The sequence below is a fragment of the Exiguobacterium sp. NPDC077395 genome, assembly GCF_050269125.1.
Lineage (GTDB): Bacteria > Bacillota > Bacilli > Exiguobacteriales > Exiguobacteriaceae > Exiguobacterium > Exiguobacterium aestuarii_A.
Genome location: NZ_JBNNHU010000003.1, coordinates 143,605 through 166,231, shown reverse-complemented (window position 1 = coordinate 166,231; position 22,627 = coordinate 143,605). Strand labels below are relative to the sequence as shown.

24 protein-coding genes are annotated in these 22,627 nt (G+C 47.9%); 12 read left to right on the top strand and 12 right to left on the bottom strand.

The features are described from left to right. Positions 1-63 precede the first annotated feature (63 nt). Positions 64-1,017, top strand: a complete 954-nt coding sequence (locus ACQKD4_RS12990; protein ID WP_214747190.1) for a YihY/virulence factor BrkB family protein — start codon at positions 64-66, stop codon at positions 1,015-1,017. A 39-nt stretch (positions 1,018-1,056) separates the two neighbouring features. Here the strand turns inward: ACQKD4_RS12990 and ACQKD4_RS12985 are convergent, their stop codons facing one another. Further along, the gene (locus ACQKD4_RS12985; RefSeq protein ID WP_074033130.1) at positions 1,057-1,590 is read right to left on the bottom strand and encodes a beta-class carbonic anhydrase; all 534 of its coding nucleotides are present in this window, start codon (positions 1,588-1,590) and stop codon (positions 1,057-1,059) included. A gap of 37 nt (positions 1,591-1,627) precedes the next feature. Next, positions 1,628-2,527 (bottom strand): 1,4-dihydroxy-2-naphthoate polyprenyltransferase, encoded by a 900-nt coding sequence (locus ACQKD4_RS12980; RefSeq protein WP_427373617.1) that lies wholly within the window; start codon positions 2,525-2,527, stop codon positions 1,628-1,630. A gap of 168 nt (positions 2,528-2,695) precedes the next feature. Here ACQKD4_RS12980 and ACQKD4_RS12975 point away from each other — a divergent pair, with 168 nt between their 5' ends. Genes ACQKD4_RS12975 through menC form a run of 6 tightly spaced genes read left to right on the top strand, consistent with a single transcriptional unit; the run spans position 2,696 to position 9,805 of the window. Further along, positions 2,696-4,063 carry an isochorismate synthase gene (locus ACQKD4_RS12975; RefSeq protein ID WP_339963434.1) on the top strand — a complete coding sequence of 456 codons (1,368 nt, stop codon included), beginning with the start codon at positions 2,696-2,698 and terminating at the stop codon, positions 4,061-4,063. Between the two features lie 13 nt (positions 4,064-4,076). Next, positions 4,077-5,726 carry a 2-succinyl-5-enolpyruvyl-6-hydroxy-3-cyclohexene-1-carboxylic-acid synthase gene (menD, locus tag ACQKD4_RS12970; RefSeq protein ID WP_427373615.1) on the top strand — a complete coding sequence of 550 codons (1,650 nt, stop codon included), beginning with the start codon at positions 4,077-4,079 and terminating at the stop codon, positions 5,724-5,726. Continuing rightward, on the top strand, positions 5,723-6,502 hold the full coding sequence (locus ACQKD4_RS12965; RefSeq protein ID WP_214761155.1) for an alpha/beta fold hydrolase: 780 nt from the start codon (positions 5,723-5,725) through the stop codon (positions 6,500-6,502). Before menD ends, ACQKD4_RS12965 begins: the two co-directional genes overlap by 4 nt. Position 6,503: 1 nt before the next feature. Continuing rightward, positions 6,504-7,328 carry a 1,4-dihydroxy-2-naphthoyl-CoA synthase gene (menB, locus tag ACQKD4_RS12960; protein ID WP_214696369.1) on the top strand — a complete coding sequence of 275 codons (825 nt, stop codon included), beginning with the start codon at positions 6,504-6,506 and terminating at the stop codon, positions 7,326-7,328. Between the two features lie 51 nt (positions 7,329-7,379). Continuing rightward, a complete protein-coding gene (gene menE, locus ACQKD4_RS12955; RefSeq protein ID WP_427373614.1) occupies positions 7,380-8,738 on the top strand; it encodes an o-succinylbenzoate--CoA ligase in 1,359 nt (452 codons plus the stop codon). After that, positions 8,735-9,805, top strand: a complete 1,071-nt coding sequence (gene menC / locus ACQKD4_RS12950; RefSeq protein WP_427373613.1) for an o-succinylbenzoate synthase — start codon at positions 8,735-8,737, stop codon at positions 9,803-9,805. Before menE ends, menC begins: the two co-directional genes overlap by 4 nt. A gap of 33 nt (positions 9,806-9,838) precedes the next feature. On the opposite strand, the gene map is transcribed toward menC, so the two are convergent. From map to ACQKD4_RS12925, 5 genes are all read right to left on the bottom strand, one after another. Next, on the bottom strand, positions 9,839-10,588 hold the full coding sequence (gene map / locus ACQKD4_RS12945; RefSeq protein ID WP_274664132.1) for a type I methionyl aminopeptidase: 750 nt from the start codon (positions 10,586-10,588) through the stop codon (positions 9,839-9,841). 14 nt (positions 10,589-10,602) lie between these two features. Beyond that, a complete protein-coding gene (locus ACQKD4_RS12940; RefSeq protein ID WP_214747210.1) occupies positions 10,603-11,787 on the bottom strand; it encodes an EAL-associated domain-containing protein in 1,185 nt (394 codons plus the stop codon). A gap of 40 nt (positions 11,788-11,827) precedes the next feature. Next, positions 11,828-12,079, bottom strand: a complete 252-nt coding sequence (locus tag ACQKD4_RS12935) for a hypothetical protein (protein WP_214696381.1) — start codon at positions 12,077-12,079, stop codon at positions 11,828-11,830. A 100-nt stretch (positions 12,080-12,179) separates the two neighbouring features. Beyond that, positions 12,180-13,703, bottom strand: coding sequence for a DEAD/DEAH box helicase (locus ACQKD4_RS12930; protein WP_214696383.1), 1,524 nt, complete (start codon positions 13,701-13,703; stop codon positions 12,180-12,182). Positions 13,704-13,873: 170 nt separating this feature from the next. Next, positions 13,874-14,725 (bottom strand): CvfB family protein, encoded by an 852-nt coding sequence (locus ACQKD4_RS12925; RefSeq protein WP_214696385.1) that lies wholly within the window; start codon positions 14,723-14,725, stop codon positions 13,874-13,876. A gap of 287 nt (positions 14,726-15,012) precedes the next feature. On the opposite strand from ACQKD4_RS12925, the gene ACQKD4_RS12920 reads away from it, so the two are divergent. From ACQKD4_RS12920 to ACQKD4_RS12900, 5 genes are all read left to right on the top strand, one after another. Next, positions 15,013-15,165 carry a hypothetical protein gene (locus tag ACQKD4_RS12920; protein ID WP_015880844.1) on the top strand — a complete coding sequence of 51 codons (153 nt, stop codon included), beginning with the start codon at positions 15,013-15,015 and terminating at the stop codon, positions 15,163-15,165. 129 nt (positions 15,166-15,294) lie between these two features. Continuing rightward, entirely contained in the window at positions 15,295-15,537 is a 243-nt protein-coding gene (locus ACQKD4_RS12915) for a hypothetical protein (RefSeq protein ID WP_074033069.1), read from the top strand. Between the two features lie 87 nt (positions 15,538-15,624). Further along, positions 15,625-15,885, top strand: a complete 261-nt coding sequence (locus tag ACQKD4_RS12910; protein WP_026826759.1) for a hypothetical protein — start codon at positions 15,625-15,627, stop codon at positions 15,883-15,885. 78 nt (positions 15,886-15,963) lie between these two features. Further along, positions 15,964-16,665, top strand: coding sequence for a lysophospholipid acyltransferase family protein (locus ACQKD4_RS12905; RefSeq protein ID WP_214696387.1), 702 nt, complete (start codon positions 15,964-15,966; stop codon positions 16,663-16,665). Continuing rightward, entirely contained in the window at positions 16,662-18,560 is a 1,899-nt protein-coding gene (locus ACQKD4_RS12900; protein WP_427373612.1) for an ABC-F family ATP-binding cassette domain-containing protein, read from the top strand. Before ACQKD4_RS12905 ends, ACQKD4_RS12900 begins: the two co-directional genes overlap by 4 nt. A gap of 82 nt (positions 18,561-18,642) precedes the next feature. On the opposite strand, the gene ACQKD4_RS12895 is transcribed toward ACQKD4_RS12900, so the two are convergent. From ACQKD4_RS12895 to liaF, 5 genes are all read right to left on the bottom strand, one after another. Then, the gene (locus ACQKD4_RS12895) at positions 18,643-19,572 is read right to left on the bottom strand and encodes an NADP-dependent oxidoreductase (protein ID WP_427373610.1); all 930 of its coding nucleotides are present in this window, start codon (positions 19,570-19,572) and stop codon (positions 18,643-18,645) included. Positions 19,573-19,670: 98 nt separating this feature from the next. Continuing rightward, on the bottom strand, positions 19,671-20,222 hold the full coding sequence (locus tag ACQKD4_RS12890) for a GNAT family N-acetyltransferase (RefSeq protein WP_427373609.1): 552 nt from the start codon (positions 20,220-20,222) through the stop codon (positions 19,671-19,673). Continuing rightward, positions 20,219-20,854: a response regulator gene (locus ACQKD4_RS12885; RefSeq protein ID WP_078146350.1), complete on the bottom strand. Its 636-nt coding sequence runs from the start codon at positions 20,852-20,854 to the stop codon at positions 20,219-20,221. The genes ACQKD4_RS12890 and ACQKD4_RS12885 overlap by 4 nt, the downstream gene beginning before the upstream one ends. A gap of 2 nt (positions 20,855-20,856) precedes the next feature. Next, positions 20,857-21,879, bottom strand: a complete 1,023-nt coding sequence (locus ACQKD4_RS12880) for a sensor histidine kinase (protein ID WP_074033063.1) — start codon at positions 21,877-21,879, stop codon at positions 20,857-20,859. Beyond that, positions 21,876-22,565 (bottom strand): cell wall-active antibiotics response protein LiaF, encoded by a 690-nt coding sequence (liaF, locus tag ACQKD4_RS12875; protein ID WP_015880836.1) that lies wholly within the window; start codon positions 22,563-22,565, stop codon positions 21,876-21,878. Before liaF ends, ACQKD4_RS12880 begins: the two co-directional genes overlap by 4 nt. Between the last annotated feature and the right edge of the window lie 62 nt (positions 22,566-22,627).

Below are 22,627 nucleotides of genomic sequence, written 5' to 3'. Positions count from 1 at the left end.
ATGTGTATCCTCGACCGAATTCGGGAAACATTTTTTTAATGACCGAGTCAGGAGGGTTTCATGATGGCAATGACAGAAGTAAAGGAAAAAAAGAATTGGTTCGGGTTTGGAAAAGAGTTATTCCGTCGTTTTAAAGAGCATGACGTACAAGACTACGGGGCCACGCTCGCATTTTTTTGGTTTTTATCGATTTTCCCCGGCATTATCTTCATTTTGGCACTCTTATCATTTTTTGATGTCTCACAAGATTCATTCCAAAATCAATTAAATGATTTGGCACCAGGATCCGCCGCTTCCGGATTCTTGACGGGTATCTTTGACGCAATCGGGGAGCCGCGGGGCGGTCTCTTATCGCTCGGTGCGATTTTGGCCATATGGTCTGCCGCAAAAGGGGTAGATCGCCTCATCACGACTTCCCTACACGCGTATGGCGAGGACAATGAACGGAATTTCTTTGTCAAAAAAGGATTAGCGCTTGGAATGACGATTTTACTCGGAATCGGGATGTTACTCCTCATTATCTCAAACGTGTTCGGGGCGCAAATCATTTCGTTCGTCACCGAATATTTACCCGTCAACATTACCGGGGCAGAAGAGATGATGATCAATGTGTTCCGCTACGTTTTAACGACGGTTGTCTTGATTTTGACGCTTTCGATTTTTTATAAAGTTTCACCGCAACAACATGTATTCTGGAAAAGTACGATTCCAGGAGCCATCTTCGGTGTCATCGGTTGGCAGCTTGTATCTTTCGGATTCAGTTTGTACGTCTCAAACTTCGGAAGTTACGACTCGACCTATGGATCGCTCGGTGGAATCATCGTCACGTTGCTTTGGTTACAATTGACGGGAATGATCATCCTCATCGGGTCTGAAATTAACGCGACGTGGATGCGTTTCTTTAAAACGCCAAGTGAACAAGAATATGAACGTGACTTCAAGAAGAACAAAAAGAAAGCGAAACAAAAACAAGAAGAGGATGACTACGAAGACATCCCAACGAATACGTATGGCTAATACAAAAAGGAGCACGTTCAAGCTGAACGCGCTCCTTTCTTATGCCTCAACTGGGTCAAGGCGTCCCGTCGCCGGATCAATCACGAATCCATGAACGTTCGTGCCTGGTGGCAACAATGGATGATTGTTGATTAAGTTGATTGAATGAACGACATTCTCCTCGACCGAATCAAATCCATGTAGCCATTGCTCCAAATCCATCCCTGACGATTTCAACGTCTTCAACGTCTGAGGATCGATTCCCCGTCGTTCCATCTCTTCAATCACGACAGACGGCTCGATTGCTGCCATTCCACAATCGTAATGACCGACCACGACAACTTCCTCCGCGCCTAGCGCATAAAGTGCGACTAAAATCGAACGCATGGCTGAACCAAATGGATGCGACAAGACAGCTCCCGCATTTTTGATGATTTTAGCGTCTCCGTTCTTAAGTCCTAGCGCTTGAGGTAACAGTTCCGTCAAACGTGTATCCATACACGTCAAAATCACGATTTTCTTATCCGGAAATTTATCAGATACGAACGGTTCGTATTGTTTTTCCTCTACGAAACGTTTGTTAAATTCAAGCATTTCTTTTACGACTGACACATTAACGCCTCCCCTTTTCTCACATCACAAATCTTGAAACAATGAGTCCGACGACCATCCATGCCCCGAACAACGTATTCACTTTCGCCGTCATCGCCATCGCAGGCATCAATTCGACCGGTTCGGCTTTTTGCCAAAACCGTTGAATCGCTTTAATCATGACTGGCACGGTGAATAGGGATAGCAAAACCCATGGTGTGACTCCATAATACACGACGGCAACGATGATGCCGACTAATGCGGCGATAAAGAATGCCGCGAGCACATATACAGCACGTCGATGACCGACTAGACACGCGATTGTTTTTCGCCCGTTCTCTTTATCGTTATCTAAGTCTCGAATATTGTTCGCCAGTAAGATTGCCCCAATCAACAAGGCCATCGGGAACGACACGAGCAACAATTCCGTCGTCACCGTATTGATTTGAATATAGCCAGCGATTCCAATGATGACATATCCCATGAAGAGACCGGCAACAATCTCACCAAACGGCGTATACGCAATCGGTAACGGGCCTCCCGTGTACAAGTATCCAACGAGCATGGATAACGCACCGACCCAAAGCAGGTGCCAACTCGTTGACGCTGCGATATAAAGTCCGAGTATCGCCGAGACAGCATACATGCCAAGGGCGATTGACAGGATTTGATTTGGCGTAAACCCGTCGCGCACGATGGACCCACCAATCCCGATTGATCCTTCATGATCTAATCCTCGCTTATAGTCATAGTACTCGTTAAATAAGTTCGTTGCGATTTGAATGAGGACTGACGCGACTAACATCGCAAGAAAGAGTCCCCACTTCAGTTCGGTTTGATCGAGGACGATGAACGTCCCGAGCAAGACCGGAATAAAACTTGCTGTCAGGGTATGCGGGCGAATCATTCGCCAATATGCCCCTTTTGATTTCTGTTTCATTTCGTTCCCTCCCTTCGTTAGTTTACGTCTCGATGAAAAAATCTGTCAACGTCAGCCATCCATCTCATGATCCTTACAATTTCTCGAGCATTTCATAGACAAGTGAATTGCGAACTCATGATACACTAAAGAGTGAGAATTCTATCGGATTGAGGAGGCTTTTCTTTCATGCCAGATACTCAAACACATATAAAACAACGAATCGAGCAAGCTCACAAACGGGCGCGAGCTTGGCAACGTCCTGTCCTCGCATCCTACACGTGGGAAATTTCGGCGTTCGATGCGTTTCAAATCATTCAAAACACGGATACGTCCCATTATTACTTCATGACACCGGACCGTACGCTTGAAATGCTCGGTTGCGGAGATGCGCTCGTCTTGAGTGCCTCAGGCCCCGAACGATTTCAGCGACTCCAGTACGATTGGAGTCTCCATCGGCGAGATGTCGACGCAACCGTCCATGCGTTTGCTGGCTTTTCGTTCGATACGTTCATGCGTCCACAAAAGAGCATGTGGGATGCCTTTGGGGAGGCATCACTCGTCGTTCCAAAATTTTTATACCGTCGTTATAAAGACCGACATACATTGACAGTCGCGACTCTTGTCTCTTCGAAACAATCGGTCGAGCAGTATTTAATTCAATTGGCCGATCAATTGGCACAATTCAGTTCACTTCGCCCGACCGAGGAATCAACACCGTCCTATTCGAAAGTAAAAGACGGTGTGGAACATTACAAATCAAGCTTTCAGCAAGCCAAGCAGTTAATTGAGGAAGAGCGAGTCGAAAAAATCGTCATCGCGCGAGAAGAGATTTATCAACGTTCTGACGATGCCTTTCCATTCGCGAAGAGTTTGAAGCATTTGGCGGAACATCAAGAGTCGAGCTATATCTACTTATATCAACCTAAACGTGACATCGGCTTCTTCGGAGCGACACCTGAACGATTGATTCAAAAAGAAGGGATGCGACTGAATACAGCTGCCATCGCCGGAACCATCAAGCGCCCTCAGACTGAAATCGAAAGCGACCTTGCGAAGGAACAACTGTTACATGATGCGAAAAATCGTGAAGAACATCAAATCGTCGTAAAAGATATTAAGCAAGCTTTGACACCTTATACCGCGCCGATTCACACGAGCGAGACACCGCAAATTCTTGCGAATCGGTCGGTGTTTCACCTGCACACTCCAATCCAGGCGACACTCGAAACAAACGCTTCCTTGTTGTCGTTAGCGGAAGCACTCCATCCAACCCCAGCCCTTGGTGGCTCACCGAAGCGGACATCGGTCCGATTACTTCGTGAAATCGAGCGGTTCGACCGTGGTTGGTACGGTTCTCCATTTGGCTGGGTCGATAACGATGGGGATGGCGAGTTTGTCGTCGCCATCCGCTCGGCACTCGTCCAGCATCAGTTCGTCGCACTTTACGCAGGAGGCGGGATTGTCAAAGACTCGGTTCTCGAGCAAGAGCTTGAAGAAACCGAAATGAAAATGAGTCCAATCAAACAAGCTTTGCAGTTTGATTCGCACGATTAAGGAGGCACCCTACATGAATAAGATGTTGACCGACTGGGTAGCATCCATGGTGAATCGACTTGTTGAATCTGGCGTGACCGACGTGGTCATCAGTCCGGGTTCTCGTTCGACCCCACTCGCGATAGCGGCTTATTTACACCCGCAAATCCGCCATCACATCATCGTCGATGAGCGCTCCGCTGCATTTTATGCTCTCGGATTGACTCGATCGACGGACATTATCCGTCCTGTCGCACTCATTTGCACGAGCGGTACGGCTGCGACAAATTACTACTCGGCGGTGACGGAGGCATTCATTTCGCAATTGCCGCTCATCGTCTTGACGACCGATCGACCACATGAACTTCGGAACGTCGGGGCACCACAAGCAATCAATCAAGTCCGATTATACGGTGAACAAGTAAAGACGAGTCTCGACTTACCTGTACCTGAAGAAGCAACGCTGCCGTTCATGCAGCAGACAGTCACTCGCTTCACGAATCTTGCCATGCAGTCACCCATGGGACCCGTTCACTTGAATGTCCCGTTCCGAGAACCGTTACTCCCAGACCTTGAACAGTTGAAGCTGATGCTGAGAGGTGAACCCGCTATACCGGAAAGACAGCGTGTTCGCCCGACAAACATCGATCGGGAAATCTTTTTGGAACGTACGAGTCAAAAGCAACTCGCATTCGTTGTCGGGCCTTACACACCGATATCATGGCAAAAAGCCATTTACAAATCAGCGACCGAGCATAATATCCCGATCTTTGCGGATCCACTCAGCGGCATGCGTCGTTTCGACGGTGTCTTGACGAACTACGACACGTGGCTCGCAAGTGAACATAAAGCCGACTGGTTACCGGATGTGTTCATCCGATTCGGTGCCGCACCCGTTTCAAAACGACTCAATCAGTGGATGACTGCGACGGAGCTAGTTGTGATTGAAGAGCTGGGCTCTTATCGTGACCCAAGTAGCCGTGCGACCATCTGTTACGGAGACGCACTCGACTTTTTACCACTCATTGAATCAACAAATGATTCACGTTACGTCGAACGACTACGTTTCTTCGAGAATGTCACGGAAACGGCGAAGCCTTCACTCCAGGGAGAAGCCGAATTGACGAAACGGTTGCTCGATACGTCAATCGAACGTCTCTTCGTCAGTAACAGTATGCCGATTCGTGATGTCGATACGACATTATCCGCCGGAAAGAGCGTGCAAGTTCTTGCAAACCGAGGCGCCAACGGGATTGACGGTGTTCTTTCGAGCGCACTCGGTAGCTGTTATGACACGTCTCATGCCGCTCTACTGATTGGTGATTTGGCATTCTATCATGATAGCAATGCCCTACAACTGTTAAAACATCATCCTGGGAAGTTTTCAGTCGTGATTTCGAATAATAATGGTGGAGGGATTTTCTCCTTTTTACCGCAAGCTTCCGTCGATACCCAACTTTTCGAAGATTTGTTTGGGACACCGCTTAATTTGAACATTCGTGGGTTTGCCGAGACTTACGGGTTGTCCTATCGTCTGATTGAGCAACCACAGGAGATTCAAGAAGCGATTGAAGACGGCATTCATTTGATTGAGTTCCCATCGGATCGGGAGCAAAACGTGACGACTCACCGAGGATGGACGCAGTCTGTCTGCGCTCGTCTCGTCACGGAGAATGAGGCATGATCGTCGAGTTGCGAGGTGTCGACTATGAAGTATGCATTCGAGGAGAAGGAAAACCAGTATTATTTTTACACGGGTTCACGGGAAATGCTCAATGGGTCGATTCATTCCCTAGCTTACCGGTTCGACTCGTGTCACCTTCATTATTGCAACATGGCGCAACGGAACGCCCTCCCGTCACTCGTTCGACGATGAGTCAACAAGTGAAGGATCTTTCACGCCTACTCGATTTAGACGATCGTCCTTGGACAGTCGTCGGTTATTCACTCGGCGGTCGAATCGGATTGACACTCGCCGCGTGCGACAAACGCGTCGAACATGTCATCGGGGTCAGCACGACACCCGGTCTCCGATCTTCTAAAGAACGGACAGCTCGTCGACGTCAAGACGAAGAACTTGCCCGATTCATCGAAACCGAAGGACTCTCCGCATTCGTCAAGCGATGGGAGAACCTTCCACTTTGGCGACAAACTGAAGAGATGAAACAATCACTTAGGAAGGACCGACTCGCACAACATCCGACTGCTCTTGCGAACAGTTTGCGCGCCATCGGTACAGGTCATATGCCTTCGCTCTGGGGGGCATTGCACCGCCTTCCCCACGTCGATTTGATTGTCGGGGCAGAAGATTCTAAGTTCAAAGCGATTGCACGAGACATGCAGAAAGAACGGTCTGATATTAAAATCTATGAAATTTCAGATGCGGGGCATGCTCCTCATATCGAGAATGCACCAGAGTTTGGTACAATAATAAAGAAATTGATTTTAGGGGGTATTTAAAATGGAATCAGTAGCGAACTGGACATCGGTCCGTACGTATGAAGACATTAAATATGAAACATGGAATGGGATTGCTAAAATCACCATCAACCGTCCAGAGGTACGCAACGCGTTCCGTCCGTTGACGGTCAATGAATTGATTGATGCATTCGCACGCGCACGCGACGATAAAGAAGTCGGCGTCATCATCTTGACGGGTGAAGGCGAAAAGGCATTCTGTTCAGGTGGAGACCAAAAAGTTCGTGGGCATGGCGGATACGTCGGGGAAGATGAAATCCCGCGCTTGAACGTCCTCGACCTTCAACGCCTCATTCGCGTCATTCCAAAACCGGTCATCGCCATGGTCGCAGGTTTTGCAATCGGCGGAGGACATGTCCTTCACGTCGTATGTGACTTAACGATTGCAGCGGACAACGCTCGCTTCGGACAAACAGGTCCTAAAGTTGGTTCGTTCGATGCAGGATATGGTTCTGGTTACTTAGCGCGCATCATTGGCCATAAGAAAGCTCGTGAAATCTGGTACCTTTGCCGCCAGTACGATGCACAAGAAGCACTCGAAATGGGACTCGTCAACACAGTCGTCCCTCTCGATCAACTTGAAGCAGAAACAGTCAAGTGGTGCCAAGAAATCTTACAACACTCACCAACTGCACTTCGCTTCTTGAAAGCAGCAATGAATGCGGACACAGACGGTCTTGCTGGACTTCAGCAACTCGCTGGAGACGCAACGCTTCTCTACTACACAACCGATGAAGCGAAAGAAGGACGCGATGCGTTCAAAGAAAAACGTGACCCTGACTTCGGTCAATTCCCACGTTTCCCTTAATTTTGTTGAGAGAGTAGCGATTCCGCTACTCTTTTTTTGGAGGTTACAGACATGTATGAATGGATTGATCAACATCCGGCATCACAGATTGCACTCGTGACACGTGAAGAGAGACTGACGTGGGAAGCGTTACGTACCGAGAGCCTGCAACTTGCCCAATACATCCATGAACAGACACCCACTGCCGAAAAGATTGGCATATTCGCTAAAAACAGCAAAGACTATATCATCGCTATCCATGCGGTGCACCTGCTTGGCAAAGTACTCGTTCCAATCAACACACGCTTGACTGAAGAGGAAGTGCGCACTCAGTTAAACACAGCAAGAGTCGATTTGCTTCTTGTCGATGATGAGATTGATTTGCAAGTCACACAACTTTTCGTGACACGTCGGGCGCGATCATGTTTCACGGTGACACATGAGTGGAAAGAAAATGACACGATGTCTCTCATGTTTACGTCTGGTACGACGGGGCGGGCCAAGGCTGTACAACAGACGTATGGAAATCATCTCGCAAGCGCACGTGCTGCCGAAGCGCATCTAGACTATCGTCCATCTGACCGAATGCTTACGGTGACGCCACTCTTCCATATGAGTGGACTTTCTCAAGTGTATCGGAGTGCAATCATCGGTTCGACGCTTTATGTTGAGCCACGTTTTGATGTCGACCGCACCCTTTATTTAATTGAAACTGAAGGCATTACTCAGTTGTCACTCGTCTCTATCATGCTTCAGCGACTGCTGGATGCCGGGCTAGAAAAACACAGTCTTCGCACCTTGCTCGTCGGAGGTGGGCCAGTCCCTCGTCCGTTACTAGAAGAAGCAGAGCGACGACAGTTACCGGTCGCTCAAACATATGGGATGACCGAAACGTGTTCTCAAGTCGCCACGCTACTTCCAAACGAAGCGCTCTCACATATCGGTTCGAGCGGGAGATCCATCGCACCGACCGTGATCCGAATCAGTCAGGACGGGGAGATTGAGGTAAAAGGACCAACTGTGACGAGTGGGTACTTCGAACAACCCGAATCAGACGCCTGGACACCAGACGGTTACTGGAAAACGGGTGATCTCGGAACGATGAAAGACGGGTATTTATATGTACACGATCGCCGAAGCGACCTCATTATTTCTGGTGGTGAAAACGTATACCCTGCTGAAATCGAGGCTGCGATGTTACGATGTGCCGGTGTCCGAGACGTTGGGGTTACGAAACAAGCACACCCGACCTGGGGAGAAGTCCCGCTCGCCTTCGTCGTCGGATCATATGACCCGACGGAGATGCAGAAAATCCTTGATTCCCAGTTAGCCAAGTATAAACATCCGCTTGCGATTCATCACGTAGAGGACCTACCCCGAAACGCGAACGGAAAATTAATGCGTCATCGCTTAAAGGAGCTACTGCCATGATCAGACGTGCTGACCTTTCAATCGTCCCTTTGACATTTAAACACCCCATCGTAACGGCGCACGCCGTTTTGTCGGTGAGACGAACACTCATCCTTCGACTTGAAACTGTAGATGGTGTCGTCGGATATGGCGAAGGTGTCGCCTTTGAGACACCTTGGTACACGGAAGAAACGACTCAGTCCATGATTGATACATCAAAATTGATTCTTCATCTATTAAAGGGCATGACGGTCACGACGGACGTGTTTCCGACCCTCGTCTCATCGGTTATCGGTCAACGAATGGCGAAAGCGATGTGGGAAAGTGCATTATGGGAGATTGAAGCAGCACGCGCGAACATGTCACTTAAGTCGTATATGAAGGCCGGGGATACCGTCTCCTGCGGTAGAACGATCGGGATTGGGCTACTCCATCAGACGATGAACTCGATTGAAGCAGCGCTAGCCGATGGTTTCGAGCGAATCAAATTAAAAGCCTCCCCTAATGAATTACTCCCGGCACTACGCGAAATCCGAGCTGTCTTTCCAGATGCGCCACTCATGATTGACTTAAACGGAAGCGCGTCCGATCAACCGATAGAATGGTTCGAACAAATCGACACCCATCAGTTATTGATGATTGAACAACCGTATCCGAGCCGTCAGTTCGCCAAATCGGCGACTCTTCAACAAAAACTCAAAACACCGATTTGCCTCGATGAGTCGATTACGTCTTACGACGATGTGGAGACGATGACGCAACTCGGCGCGGGTAAAATCGTCAATATTAAGCCGGCACGTGTCGGTGGTTTCAGTGAGGCGTTACACATTCGGAAACACGGAACGCCGTACTGGGTCGGTGGAATGTATGAATCAGGGATCGGAAGGTATCATACCCTATTATTCGCTTCGCTCAGCGGCGCGAGCTTTCCGGCGGACATGTCTGGGACGAGCGCTTACTTCGAGCAAGATTTGCTCGATACACCACTCGATGTCGAGAATGGGAAGTTGACGCTACCGGATTCGGTACATCCAGACTGGGTTGTAATCGAACAGTTACGCGAAGAAGTGATTTTCTTACAAACATAAAGAAGGTGCGGTTCACGAGAACCACACCTTTTTTTAACGGAATGACCCCGTTAACACTTCATATCCATCTTCAGTGACGATGACCGTATGCTCGAACTGTGAGACGAGGCTTTTGTTCGGTGTGAAGAGTGTCCATCCGTCTTCTTCCGACTGATAGACGATTTCGTCTTTCGTCGAAATGAATGTTTCGACCGCAATCACTTGCCCAGCTTTTAAAAGCTGATTCTCTTCGCGGCTATAGTAGTTTGAAATCGTCTCTGGCTCTCCGTGTAACGTCCGACCGAGTCCGTGTCCGGCCAAGTTACGGATGACCGTGAATCCATTCTTCCTCGCGTCCGAATAAATGGCTTTCCCGATCTGGTTGACTTTCACGCCCGCTTTGACTTTGCTAAGACCCGCTTCTAGCGACGTCAACGACACTTCGACCAATCGTTCATGTTGAGGTGATTTTGCTGCGCCCGCAATGACCGTACGACCCGTATCGGCATAATAGCCATCCTTCACAGCCGAGACGTCAACGTTGACGATATCGCCTTCTTGAATGACTTCCTCTCCAGGAATCCCGTGGGCGGCGACGTCATTGAGTGAGATACACGTGTACCCTGGGAACTCATACATCGTAATCGGTGCAGAAGCCGCACCCTCTTCTTCTAAAATACGTTGCCCAATCGCATCCAATTCTTTTGTCGTCATGCCCGGTTTGACGGCTTTCGCCATCTCATCTCGTGCAAGTGCGACGATTCGACCGATCTCGCGTAACGCATCGTAATCATAATCTAACATCATAACTCTTCCTTTCAGTCTAATAATCGATTCTGGTACAGATATTCTTCGGATATGTCGGCGAACAAGAACATGCCGTCGGGTAACGGATAGCTGAACGTACGCGTCACTTCGTTTGAACTGAAATCACGATAGTCTCCTGATAAATAGCCACGTCCTCGAACGTCCATGGCCGCCATCGTTTGAATGAAATATGGACGGAAACTCCAGTTGTAACCCCGATACGTATTATCGACACGCCATTCTCCGTTCACACAGTAGACGTTTGCACTCGTCTGAAAACCTGTCTTATCCGTCAAATAGTAACGGACAAACACTTCCTCGAGCTTCGGTGCGATGTATTGAATCCACTCGTCTTTCTTATCTCTCGACCATTTCCCGGATTGAACGAGTTCTCCGATTCGACGATGTAACTCAAACTCAAGTTCGTATAAACGATTCAATCGCTTCTGATCATGTAAAAAGAAAGAAGGCACTTCTTGCGCCAAGACACCCATTCCTTTGATTTCTCGTTGTGGAAGCTCGTCTTCTAGACCAAGCAAACCACCCATATAATAGCGACCGCCGTGTTGCCAAGCATAACGAAGCTGTCCGATATGGTTGATGGATTTGTACAGAAGCGGTGCACCGAGCTTCGAAGCGATATATTCCATCGTTTGAAGCATGTTCGGATAGGTGACCGACAACGTCTTTTTCTCCACCATCGTACCAAGATCGACAAGCAACAATTCTGGCGCGAGTGTCATAATGTCCTCGATACTCGTCGACTCTGCGAAGTCTAGGGCAATTTTCAGTCCATATGAACGGTAGTATTGAATGACACGCGATAGGCGAGGAACATCAACCAAATCCGTCCCTTGAAGCGTCACATAAATACGATGTAACGGGAAATTCAATTCGCGAAGCGGAGCTAAAAAAGCTTCTCCCCCTTCTTCAAGAATCCATTCCGACCGACATCTGAATGTGACGAATGGCTTGGCGTCTCGAAGTTGTGCTGCTGCCAGTTGCTCCATCCGTTGGGCGATGTCTAACTGATACTCGAGCGGAACGTCATCATCATAAAAAAATGGTGTCAACGATTCGCCTCGGAATCGCCCATGTACCATATAGCCTTCCACTTGAAACGTTGCCGCTCCAAGGATTGGTTCATACGTCACCATCACTTCTTCAGGATGGACCATCACTTCTACCGCATCCATAACTCATCACCTCTTCGTTAAATGCGAAAACGAGCTACAATCAGCTCGTTCGCGTGTGTACATACATATAGGCACCGAAACAAGCAATAAAATAGGCGATACTCATTACGCCATATGCAATGCCCATCTTCCCGCCTACTCCAATGGCTAACACTAAAAAAATCATCGCTCCAAACAACAATGTCGCCACGGGGATATAACGAAAGTTAGGACGGTCTGTCTTTGACACGATTGGTTTGAGTGCGAGCACACAACCAAATAGCACAAGGAGACCGAAACTTAATTCCACCATCCGTTGACACCTCATCCTTCTATCTCTACTCAACTAGTGTAGCACGACACAATAAAAAAAGCCGCAAATCCACTTAAGGAAATGCGGCATTTCACGATGATTAGTCACGCGGACGGCGTGGACCACGGTCATCCGAGCGACGACGATCGTCACCACGGTATGATCCTTTACGGTCTCCACTGCGTCCATCACGACGTTCGCCACCGCGTCCACCACGACGATCGCCACCACGGCCACCGCCACGACGGTCGTTACGACCACGGTATCCACCGCGATCGCCACCACGGCCACCTTGACGTTTGACACGAACTGGTTCAGCGTACGAGATTTCAACAGGTGTTGAATCTGGCTCTTTCGTCAATCCACGAAGGGCTGCAGCGAGAATTTCAACTGCTTCATACTCTTCAAGAAGTTCAGTCGCAAGTTGCGTGTACGCTTTGAAGTCGCCCGCTTGAACGCGTTCGATCAACTCTTCAGCTGCTTGCTTTTGGTTTCCTTCAAGTACTTCCGCGATTGTCGGTACGTGACGACGGTTCATGCGTTTGTTCGTTACACGTTCGATTGCTTTTACTTGTCCAAACTCACGTGGTGTGATGAATGTGAGGGCAGTACCTGTTTTACCAGCGCGACCTGTACGACCGATACGGTGTACGTAGCTCTCTGGGTCTTGTGGTACATCGAAGTTGTAAACGTGCGTGACACCTGAAATATCAAGTCCACGTGCAGCAACGTCAGTCGCTACTAAGATATCGATCGTTCCGTTTTTGAAACGACGAATCACTTGGTCACGTTTTGATTGCGTCAAGTCTCCGTGAAGACCATCTGCTGTATATCCGCGCTTGATAAGTGCTTCTGTCACTTCATCAACACGTTTCTTCGTACGAGCGAAGATGATGCTGAGTTCTGGTGAGTCGATGTCGATCAAACGGCAAAGCGTATCGAATTTTTGACCTTCGCGCAATTCGATGAACTGTTGGTTGATGTTCTCAACTGTCATTTCTTTCGCTTTGACTTTGATGATTGTCGGCGACTTCATGAAACGCTCTGCAATCTTTTTGATTTGTGGTGGCATCGTCGCTGAGAAAAGAAGCGTTTGGCGCTCTTCAGGAAGACCAGCCAAAATCGTTTCGATATCTTCAACGAAGCCCATGTTGAGCATTTCGTCTGCTTCATCCAAGATGACCGTTTGAATGTCATCAAGTTTGATTGTTTTACGTTTCATGTGGTCCATGAGACGTCCTGGTGTTGCAACGACGATTTGTGGGTTCTTTTTCAAACCACGGATTTGACGGTCGATTTGCTGACCACCGTAAACAGGAAGTGCGTATACGCGCTTTGTTTCTCCGATTTTGTTTAATTCTTCTGCAACTTGAATCGCAAGTTCACGTGTCGGTGCAAGAACGAGTGCTTGGACTTGACGTGCCTTTGAATCGATTCGCTCAATTGTCGGAATACCGAAAGCTGCTGTTTTCCCTGTACCTGTTTGTGCTTGTCCTAATACGTCCACTCCTGTGAGTGCGACAGGAATTGTCTCAGCTTGGATCGGTGTAGCTTCCTCGAAGCCCATTTTGTGTACACCTTTTACTAACGCTTCACTTAATTGTAAATCTTGGAATTTTGTCAAATTATATTCTCCTTTGTTCATACAAAAAACGTCTGAGTTCAGTTTGACAGATCTACAGACGTTTTCTCAATGTTTCCTCATAGTCAACTTTATTAACTATAACGTATTTATTCCTAAAATGAAAGAAATACATTTTCAAACTTTTTCATGTCATCCGAACATGAGTTATCTTATTTCAATTTGTAGCCGTTGTCGAGCTTTTCAACTTGCTTTTCTTTTAATAGTTTTCCGAGCGCCCGTTTAAACGCGGCTTTGCTCATCCCGAACTCACGGTCAATGACGTCGGGAGCCGTCTTGTCGCCGTACGGCATTTGACCACCACGTTCCTCGATATAAGAGAGGACGCTCGCCGCATCGCCGTCAATCGCCTCATAGGCACGTGGTTTCATAGAAACGAGAACCGTTCCATCTTGTTTCACTTGGGTCACTCGAACCGTCAATTGTTCACCGAGACGTGGCCAACGTGTCATTTCTGCTTCGTGTAAGAAACCGAGTGATTCTCCTTCGACCCATACGTTGACGCCAACTTCACGTTTATTGACGACAGTCGCTTGAACATCTTGGTTGTTCCATTCTTCTTTCGATGGACGTGCCAACAAGTTCAAGTATGCATAAGGTGCCGGATCCCCAAGCAAACGTCCTTTTTGGTCATACTTCAAACGAATGCACAATTGGTCTCCCGTTTGCGGCCAATATGACCGGTTCTCTGGTAAGTCGTCCATCGAGACGAGAACATCTTTTTGAATCCCGATATTGACGAAGACACCTGTGTTATATCGAACGCCAGTCACTTCACACCATTCATACTCATCGAAAGAGACCGTCGGAATCGTCATCGTTGATGCGAGACGCCCTTCTGAGTCATGATATAAAAAGACACGAACCGTTTGACCGACCGTCACTTCTTCCGTCTGTTCTTTTCGATGAAGGAGTACCTCTTCGCGACCGTTACTAATGAATACTCCAAAATCAGCAGAACGTTCCGCGACCAAGTCTACTACTTCTCCTGCGCGCAATGCCATTACACCCACATCCTTTTCTAATCTATTACTGTCAGTATACCTATCTACACACGTTCCTAATCATATCATGTTCTCTTTCAACATTTTGAATAAATGTGACGAAATTGTGAATGCAAGAAGAAAGGGAAAAACGTCACAACAAATGGAAGGTAGATGATTTATTAAAATTTTGTGACAATTTTGTGAACGTCTTTTTTTCTTCTAGTATCCTATTTTTGAAAACGTTATTATATAGGAAGTGTCCAGTATAGATAAGGTTTCATTTAGGATTGATCGGGGGATAATAAATGTTTGATATACAGTCTCGTTCGTTTGCAAAACGTTTTACAAAAGGGCTACTCGTCGCCTTTTTCGCATTACTCGCATCACTCAGCTTCATTTTTTCAAACGGTGTGGATACAAACGTATCGTCATCATCGACTTATATGACTCAAGAGTAAACGTCTTCCGTGCTACTGGAGGCGTTTTTTCTTTGCCAAACGCAAACAGGAATTTCCTACAAAAGGTCGAATACGATTAAAAGACCTTGCCTTTTTCTTTACTACCACATAAGAAAAGGAGACTCCGCTATGATTTTCTATTTTCTTACGACCATCTTATCGACTGCAGGCCTCGCTTTCTTGTTCCAGTCCGAACTGTATAAAGATCCGATTGGGACTTTTCTATTTGCTGTTTTAATTGCGATGGGACTGTCTTCCTTCAAACAACTCTTTATGCAAGCGAGCGAGTTCTTTGTGGAACGGCGGAACCAGAAACGAATCAAACGCGTCGTGGCCAGAATGCATTCGACGACACGGAAACGCTCTACATAACGCTCGTCTTCCCTCTCCACATTTGGTATTCTATGAAGGAACAGACAACGTACATTGGATTTATAATCGCAGGAGGCACACAATCGTATGAATGAAATTCCGTTATCGAATGAATGGCTACTTCGTTATTCACCTGTCATGGAGCTTTGGTTAAAGGAAGATGGAATCTTACTTGTCGATGACGACAATCGCATCCGCCTCACCCTTGAAATCGGGAACGACCAAGCCATGCAAATTAAAAGTATTGAACAAGACGGCGCTTATTTCGTCGTCGATCCTGTGAATAAACGCATTACGTTCGAGCTTGAGGAAGAGGAAGAAGAGAGCGATTCTCGCTTTTGGGAATAAGGATTCATGCCGAAGGGTCGGATTCTCGTCAAGAGAAGAAGACTCTTTCTTGTTGTCATTATGAGAGGAGAAAATAAAATGATTCGAACAGCTGTATGGTTTTTCTCATTTTTTGCGGTGTTACCGATCACCGTCCCATTTTTACAGAAGGCGAAAAAAATCGATCCACCAAAGCGTTATCGCTATGTACAAGACATCGCTTATAAATGGGCACAATTCTTGTTGAAAATTGCCGGTGCCGACATTCGGGTCCATGGACAGGATCACATTCCGGATGAACCGGTCGTCTACGTATCAAACCACCAAGGAAACTTTGACGTTCCCATCATGTTGACGGCCACGAAACGACCAAAGGCATTCATTTCGAAAATTGAAGTACAGAAATTCCCGATTATCCCGCGTTGGATGGAATTGATGGGCTGTATTTTTATCGATCGAAGCGATCGTCGTCAATCAATTAAAGCGATTCGCTCAGGCGTCGAGACAATCCAATCCGGTCAGTCAATGATCGTCTTCCCAGAAGGAACACGCTCAAAAGGCGGTCCTATGAAAGAATTTAAAGCTGGGAGTTTGACACTCGCGACGTCAAGTGGTGCGAAGATTGTTCCGGTTGCCATTCAAGGGAGCTACAAACTGTTAGAAGCTAAAAATCGAATCACTCCGGCAACGGTCGACGTCACTTTCTTACCCGCGATCGATCCGGCTGACTTACCGAATAAGGAAATCGCTGCAACGGTCGAAGCAGCCATTCGTCAACAGATTGAAGGAGAGAACGCATGAGTTTATTAATGATTGAGGGCATTCATAAAGAGTTTGCCGACAAAGTCTTATTTGACGATGTGACAATGACGATTCATCCAGGAGACCGCATCGGAATCATCGGAGTGAACGGTTCTGGAAAGTCGACATTCATGAAAATCATCGCTGGTGCCGAGACGGCAGACAAGGGAACGATGCAACATCCAAATGATTACCGCATCCGCTACCTGACTCAAAGCGTCCAATTTGATGAAGGTCAAACGATTCTTGACGCCTTGTTCACGAGCGATACACCATCCGTTCAAGCTCTGAAACAATTCGAACGTGCCCGCCAAGCGCTCGAAGCAAATCCAACGAGTGAGCAATTACTCGAACGTTTCATGAAAGCGCAGCAGGCTGTCGATGTCGCAGACGCTTGGGAAACGGAAGCAAAACTGAAGTCGATCTTGAACCGGCTCGGTCTTCCTGACGTGTCCGTCGATGTGAACGCCTTGTCAGGTGGACAACAAAAGCGTGTCGCTCTCGCCGCAGCGTTACTCGACGAAGCAGACTTACTGCTCTTAGATGAGCCGACGAACGAACTTGATGCCGACACGATCGCATGGCTCGAGACGATGCTTGCGGATTATCGGGGAGCCATCCTTCTCATCACCCACGATCGTTACTTCTTAAATCGTGTCACAAACCATATCTTAGAGATTGCAGACGGGACGAGTTATTTCTATAACGGGAACTATGAGCTGTTCCTTGAGAAGCGGGCCGAACGAAAAGCACGGGCACAATCGATGGAACAGAAACGGCAAAATATTTTACGTCGTGAACTCGCTTGGTTACGTCGAGGCGCAAAAGCACGAACAACGAAACAAAAAGCACGCATTCAACGTGTCGAAGACTTGAAACATCAAGAAAACTTGGCCGAAGAAGAGTCACTCGACGTTTCCGTCGGATCGCGCCGACTCGGTAAAAAGGTCATCGAAGTCGAGGACTTGTCTTTTGGATACGACGATTCGCTCCTCATTCAGCAGTTCAATTGGATTTTCGGACGCCGTGAACGCTACGGCATTGTCGGACCGAACGGGAGCGGGAAATCAACACTTATGAACCTGCTCGCCAAGCGGTTGGAACCGACAAACGGTACCATCGTGCACGGGGAAACGGTCCATCTCGGCTATTACGGTCAACAAGTCGAGTTTGAAGACGAATCACGACGCGTGATAGACGAAATCGAGCGGATTGCGAAAGTGATTTATACGCCGGACGGCGAGACAATCACGGCCGGTCAAATGCTCGAACGCTTCCTCTTTTCACCGGACGCGCAATATAAACCGATTGCGAAGTTATCCGGTGGAGAAAAACGACGCCTTGTCCTCCTGCGGATTCTCATGGACGAACCGAACGTCTTGTTCCTCGATGAGCCGACGAACGATTTGGATACGGAAACGTTATCCGTGTTAGAAGACTATTTAGAATCGTTCCCTGGCACCGTCATCGCCGTCAGCCACGATCGTTATTTCCTAGACCGTGTTGCCGGACAGTTGATCGCATTTGAAGACGGTACGATCCAGGTGTATCACGCAGAATACAGTGACTACTTGGCGATGCGCCAAGAAGAGGTTCGTCAAGTGAAGAAAGAGAAAGAACCAAAAGAGAAAAAAGAACGAGCGAAGTCGGAAGTCGTGAAATTCACCTTCAAAGAACAGAAGGAATGGGACACGATTGAAGAAGACATCGCCGCGCTTGAAGAACAGATTGAAGCACAAGAAGCGACGCTTGCGACCGCGGGCAGCGACCTCGGAAAAGTGAATGAATTGTACGCAACAATCGCCGAACTGAAAGAATCACTTGATGCCAAGATGGAACGGTGGACATACTTGTCTGAAATCGATGAACAGATACAAGCACAGAAAAAGGGCTGATTCCACATGAGGTAGCCTTTCACATCTAATGAAAAAGAGGTAGATTTCCGGTTCGCACTCCGGGAATCCACCTCTTTTTTTATCATTTCACTTTAATGACGATTTTCCCTTTGGCATGCCCTTCTTCTCCATAGTCATGGGCAAGTTTCGTGTCTTCCAAATCAAAGACACGGTCGATCACAGGTTTCAGTTCGCCTTTTTCAACAGCTTTCGCAATTTTTTTCAAGCGCTCCCCTGTCGGTTGCATGAAGACATACTCCGCGCGGGCATTCGCCTGTTCGGCTTCTTCTTCATTCGGTGGTGTGGAAATGGAGACGAGCATCCCATTTTCTTTAAGCATGTGATACAGCTTGCTCTGTCCGTCTCCTCCCATCGTATCGAATACGAAGTCAAGATCGCGGACGGTTTCTGATGGATCTTGTCGTTTATAGTCGATGACCTCGTCGGCCCCGAGTTCGCTGACCCAGTCCACGTTCGGCGTACTGGTTGACGTGACGACATACAATCCGTGTGCTTTCGCAAGCTGGATGGCAACCGTTCCGACACCACCTGAACCAGCACCGATGAAGATTCGGTCACCCGGTTTCGCATCCATCACTTCGAACATGACTTGCCATGCCGTATGCGCGACGAGCGGAAGTGACGCGGCCTCCTCGAAGCTCAATGAATTGGGTTTCTTGACGACGAGATGGGCATCGACCGCCACATATTCGGCATATGTGCCTTGCCTCGCAATATCCGGACGGCTGAATACTTCATCGCCGACCTCAAGCTCGGTCACATTCGCCCCGACTTCTTTGATGACTCCCGATACATCCCATCCGATGACGAGCGGCATTTCGAAATGAAGCATTTCTTTTAAGTATCCTTCACGCAACTTCCAATCCACCGGGTTGACACTTGCGGCATGAACCTCAATCAATACGTCATCTGCACCGATTGTCGGTTGCTCAAGCTCCCCTACTTTGAATTCGTCTGATCCGCCATACTGTTCGATATATGCTGCTTTCATCCTGTCGTCCTCCTTTGAGCGAATAACTCACCTTTACTCGGTTCCCATTTTGTTTGTCTCACAAACGAAAAAGCACACCACGCGTAATGCGGGTGTGCTCAAATCGACGGATGAGTCAGTTCGGTTGTCATATAGCTATAGACATAGACGTCATGGGCTTGTCCCCGCTGACGCATGTAATTATGTAGTCGACCTTCTTGAACGAACCCATTCTTCTCAAGCATACGTTGCGATGCGAGATTGTCGATATAGACAATGGCACCGACACGTTCAATCTCACATGTCTCGGCAAACTGTAGGGCCGCATGGAGGGCTTCGGTCGCATAACCCGAACGCCAATATTCTGGTCTGAGTTCATAACCGATTTCGGCGCGACGGTGTGACGGCGCCCGATTGTGAAAACCGATTGTTCCAATTAACGTTTTTGATTCTCGATGTTCAATCGCAAAACGGATGATGGCCCCCGTCTCAATTTGAGCGAGCATGTGGGTAAGCATCTGCTCCGTCTCTTCAAGTGTTTGATGCGGCTCCATCCCATAATGCTGGAGCACGCGTTCATTTGAAAAAATGGCGAATACGTGTGGAATATCTTCCATTTGAAGGGGGCGCAGTCGAAGACGTTCCGTTTCAATTACCGGGAGCCGATTCATCCTTTACTCACGAGATTATGTTGAAACGCATACACGACCGCTTGTGTTCGGTCATAGACGTCAAGTTTCGTCAAGATGTTCGAGACGTGCGTCTTTACCGTCTTCAGTGAAATAAACAATTCGTCCGCAATGACTTGATTCGACTTCCCTTCTGCCATGAGTTGCAAAATTTCTCGTTCACGTGCAGTCAAGCTCTCATGGAGGGTCATCTCCGGGTGACGTAGACGTTCGAGCATCTTTCCTGTCACTTGGGCAGCCATAACGGGATTGCCGGCAGCCGTCTGACGAATCGCGTCGGCAATTTCATTGGCGTTTGCCGTCTTGAGGACATAGCTCATCGCACCGGCTTCAATGACCGGGTATACTTTCTCGTCATCCAAGAAACTCGTCACGACTAGAATCTTAGCCTCTTTCCAATTCGCTTTGATTCGTTTCGTCGATTCAACCCCGTCCACCGGTTCCATGACTAAGTCCATGAGGACGACGTCCGGTTTTTCCGCAATCGCAAGCTCCGCTCCCGTCGCGCCGTCCGATGCCTCACCGACGACTTCAATGTCCGGTTGTGTCGATAAAAAGGCAGACACGCCCGCTCGGACCATTTCATGATCATCAATTAATACAACTCGAATCATCATTACCCCTCCACTTGTTGTTTCACACGTACTTCGATTTGTGTTCCGACATTCGGCACACTGACCAATCGTAACGTCCCACCGACTTCCGCCGTGCGCTCTCTTATCGATTGTAATCCATATGAGGCGACTTGTGTATCGTCCACGTTAAATCCGATTCCGTCATCGTTGATCTTTAAAATGACCGTCTGTTGTACCGTTCGCATCTCAATTTCTAGGCGAGTCGCCTTCGCATGCCGCAACGTGTTACTGATTGCCTCTTGGACGATGCGGAACAGTTCATTTTCGGTGTGCCGTGATAGCTTCACTTCTTCTAGACGCCAGACGAGTTCAGTCGACTGTTTACGCGACAGTTCTTCTAATAGGCGTTCAATCCCAGTTTTTAACGTCATGCCCTCTAATTCCACCGGTCGTAGTTGTAGGAGTAACGACCGCATCTCTGCCTGTGCCGTTTGAGCCATGAGCTCCACTTGCTCCATTTGTTTACTCGCTAATTCCGGTTTCGTCTGCATCGTCTGTTTGACCGCAGTCGTCATCATCGAGATGGCATAGAGCTGTTGACTCACCGAATCATGAAGTTCTCGTGCGACGCGACGTCTTTCTTCGACGACCGCTTCACTACGCGCCTCTTCCACACTGACTGGACGCTCACCGACTCGCTTCGCCATCTCGATCATCTCTTGACGTTGTTTTGAGACGCGGACGATTCGTTCGAGCGTGTCTCGGTAAGGCGACAACGGTCGGAACGTGATTTCTTTTTGGTTCTCTAGTTTCCAAAGGGCATTCGCGACCTCTCGGAAGTCTCGACGTAAGTAAAAGTATGATGCGACTCCAAAGATACTGCCAATCAAAACGGCAATCACCAAAATGGACACACCGAAAGGCAACCCTTCTTCACGCGAAAACAAGTCGCTCAGTGAAGTCGAGTCACCTATGAGAAACGCCACTGTAATCAAGAAAGCCGTTAAGAGGCTACTGAACAATTGATGCCAGACGACCGTTCGTGGATAAGAATCCTTTTTCATACCGTCATCACCTCAACACTTCCGCTCATGAGCACGATATGAATCCGAACTTTCCGTGTAGCCTGGACATAATCATCAGACGCCGTATAGAAGCGCCGGTTAAAAACCGGTGAATAGTTCGAATCATCCACTTGGACTTTCCCAAATCCAATCGACGCATCAATCGAATAATCATAACCCGCTGGAATGAGGATGCGGATGTCTCCCGCAAGTCCATTTAGGAGCAAGAACGTCTCCCCTTCAGGAATGATGGCTTGTGATAGATCCATCTCAACATCACGCAACAAAAAGAACTCATTCGTATCGCGTAACACATAGTGCCCTGACTCTTTCATACCGAACGAGAAGGCTTGTTCCTGACGAAGTGGTGTCCGAATTTTTGATTCAACCGGTCGATTCTTATAGAGTCGATACCCGAATAGCAACAACAGACCCGAGAGCACAAACCCAAACGCGGCCGACGAGAAGATCAAGCCAATCAAGAGAATGCCCCCGATGGCGTAAAAGATATAGCTGGCCGACTGTTTACCTCGACGACTGAAGCGTCTTCCAATATAAAGAAGAAGCAATGGGAGGATCATGCTGAATAAGACGCTATTCCCACCCGTCACGATGTCGATAAAGAGTCCAACTGAAAATAAAATAATCATGAATCCAATGATTTGACGTGTGTTCCAACGTTCCATGTCCATTCCCCCTTTCTGTTCATATGTATGAAGCAAAGAAAGCGATGACCTTGTTCAGGTCA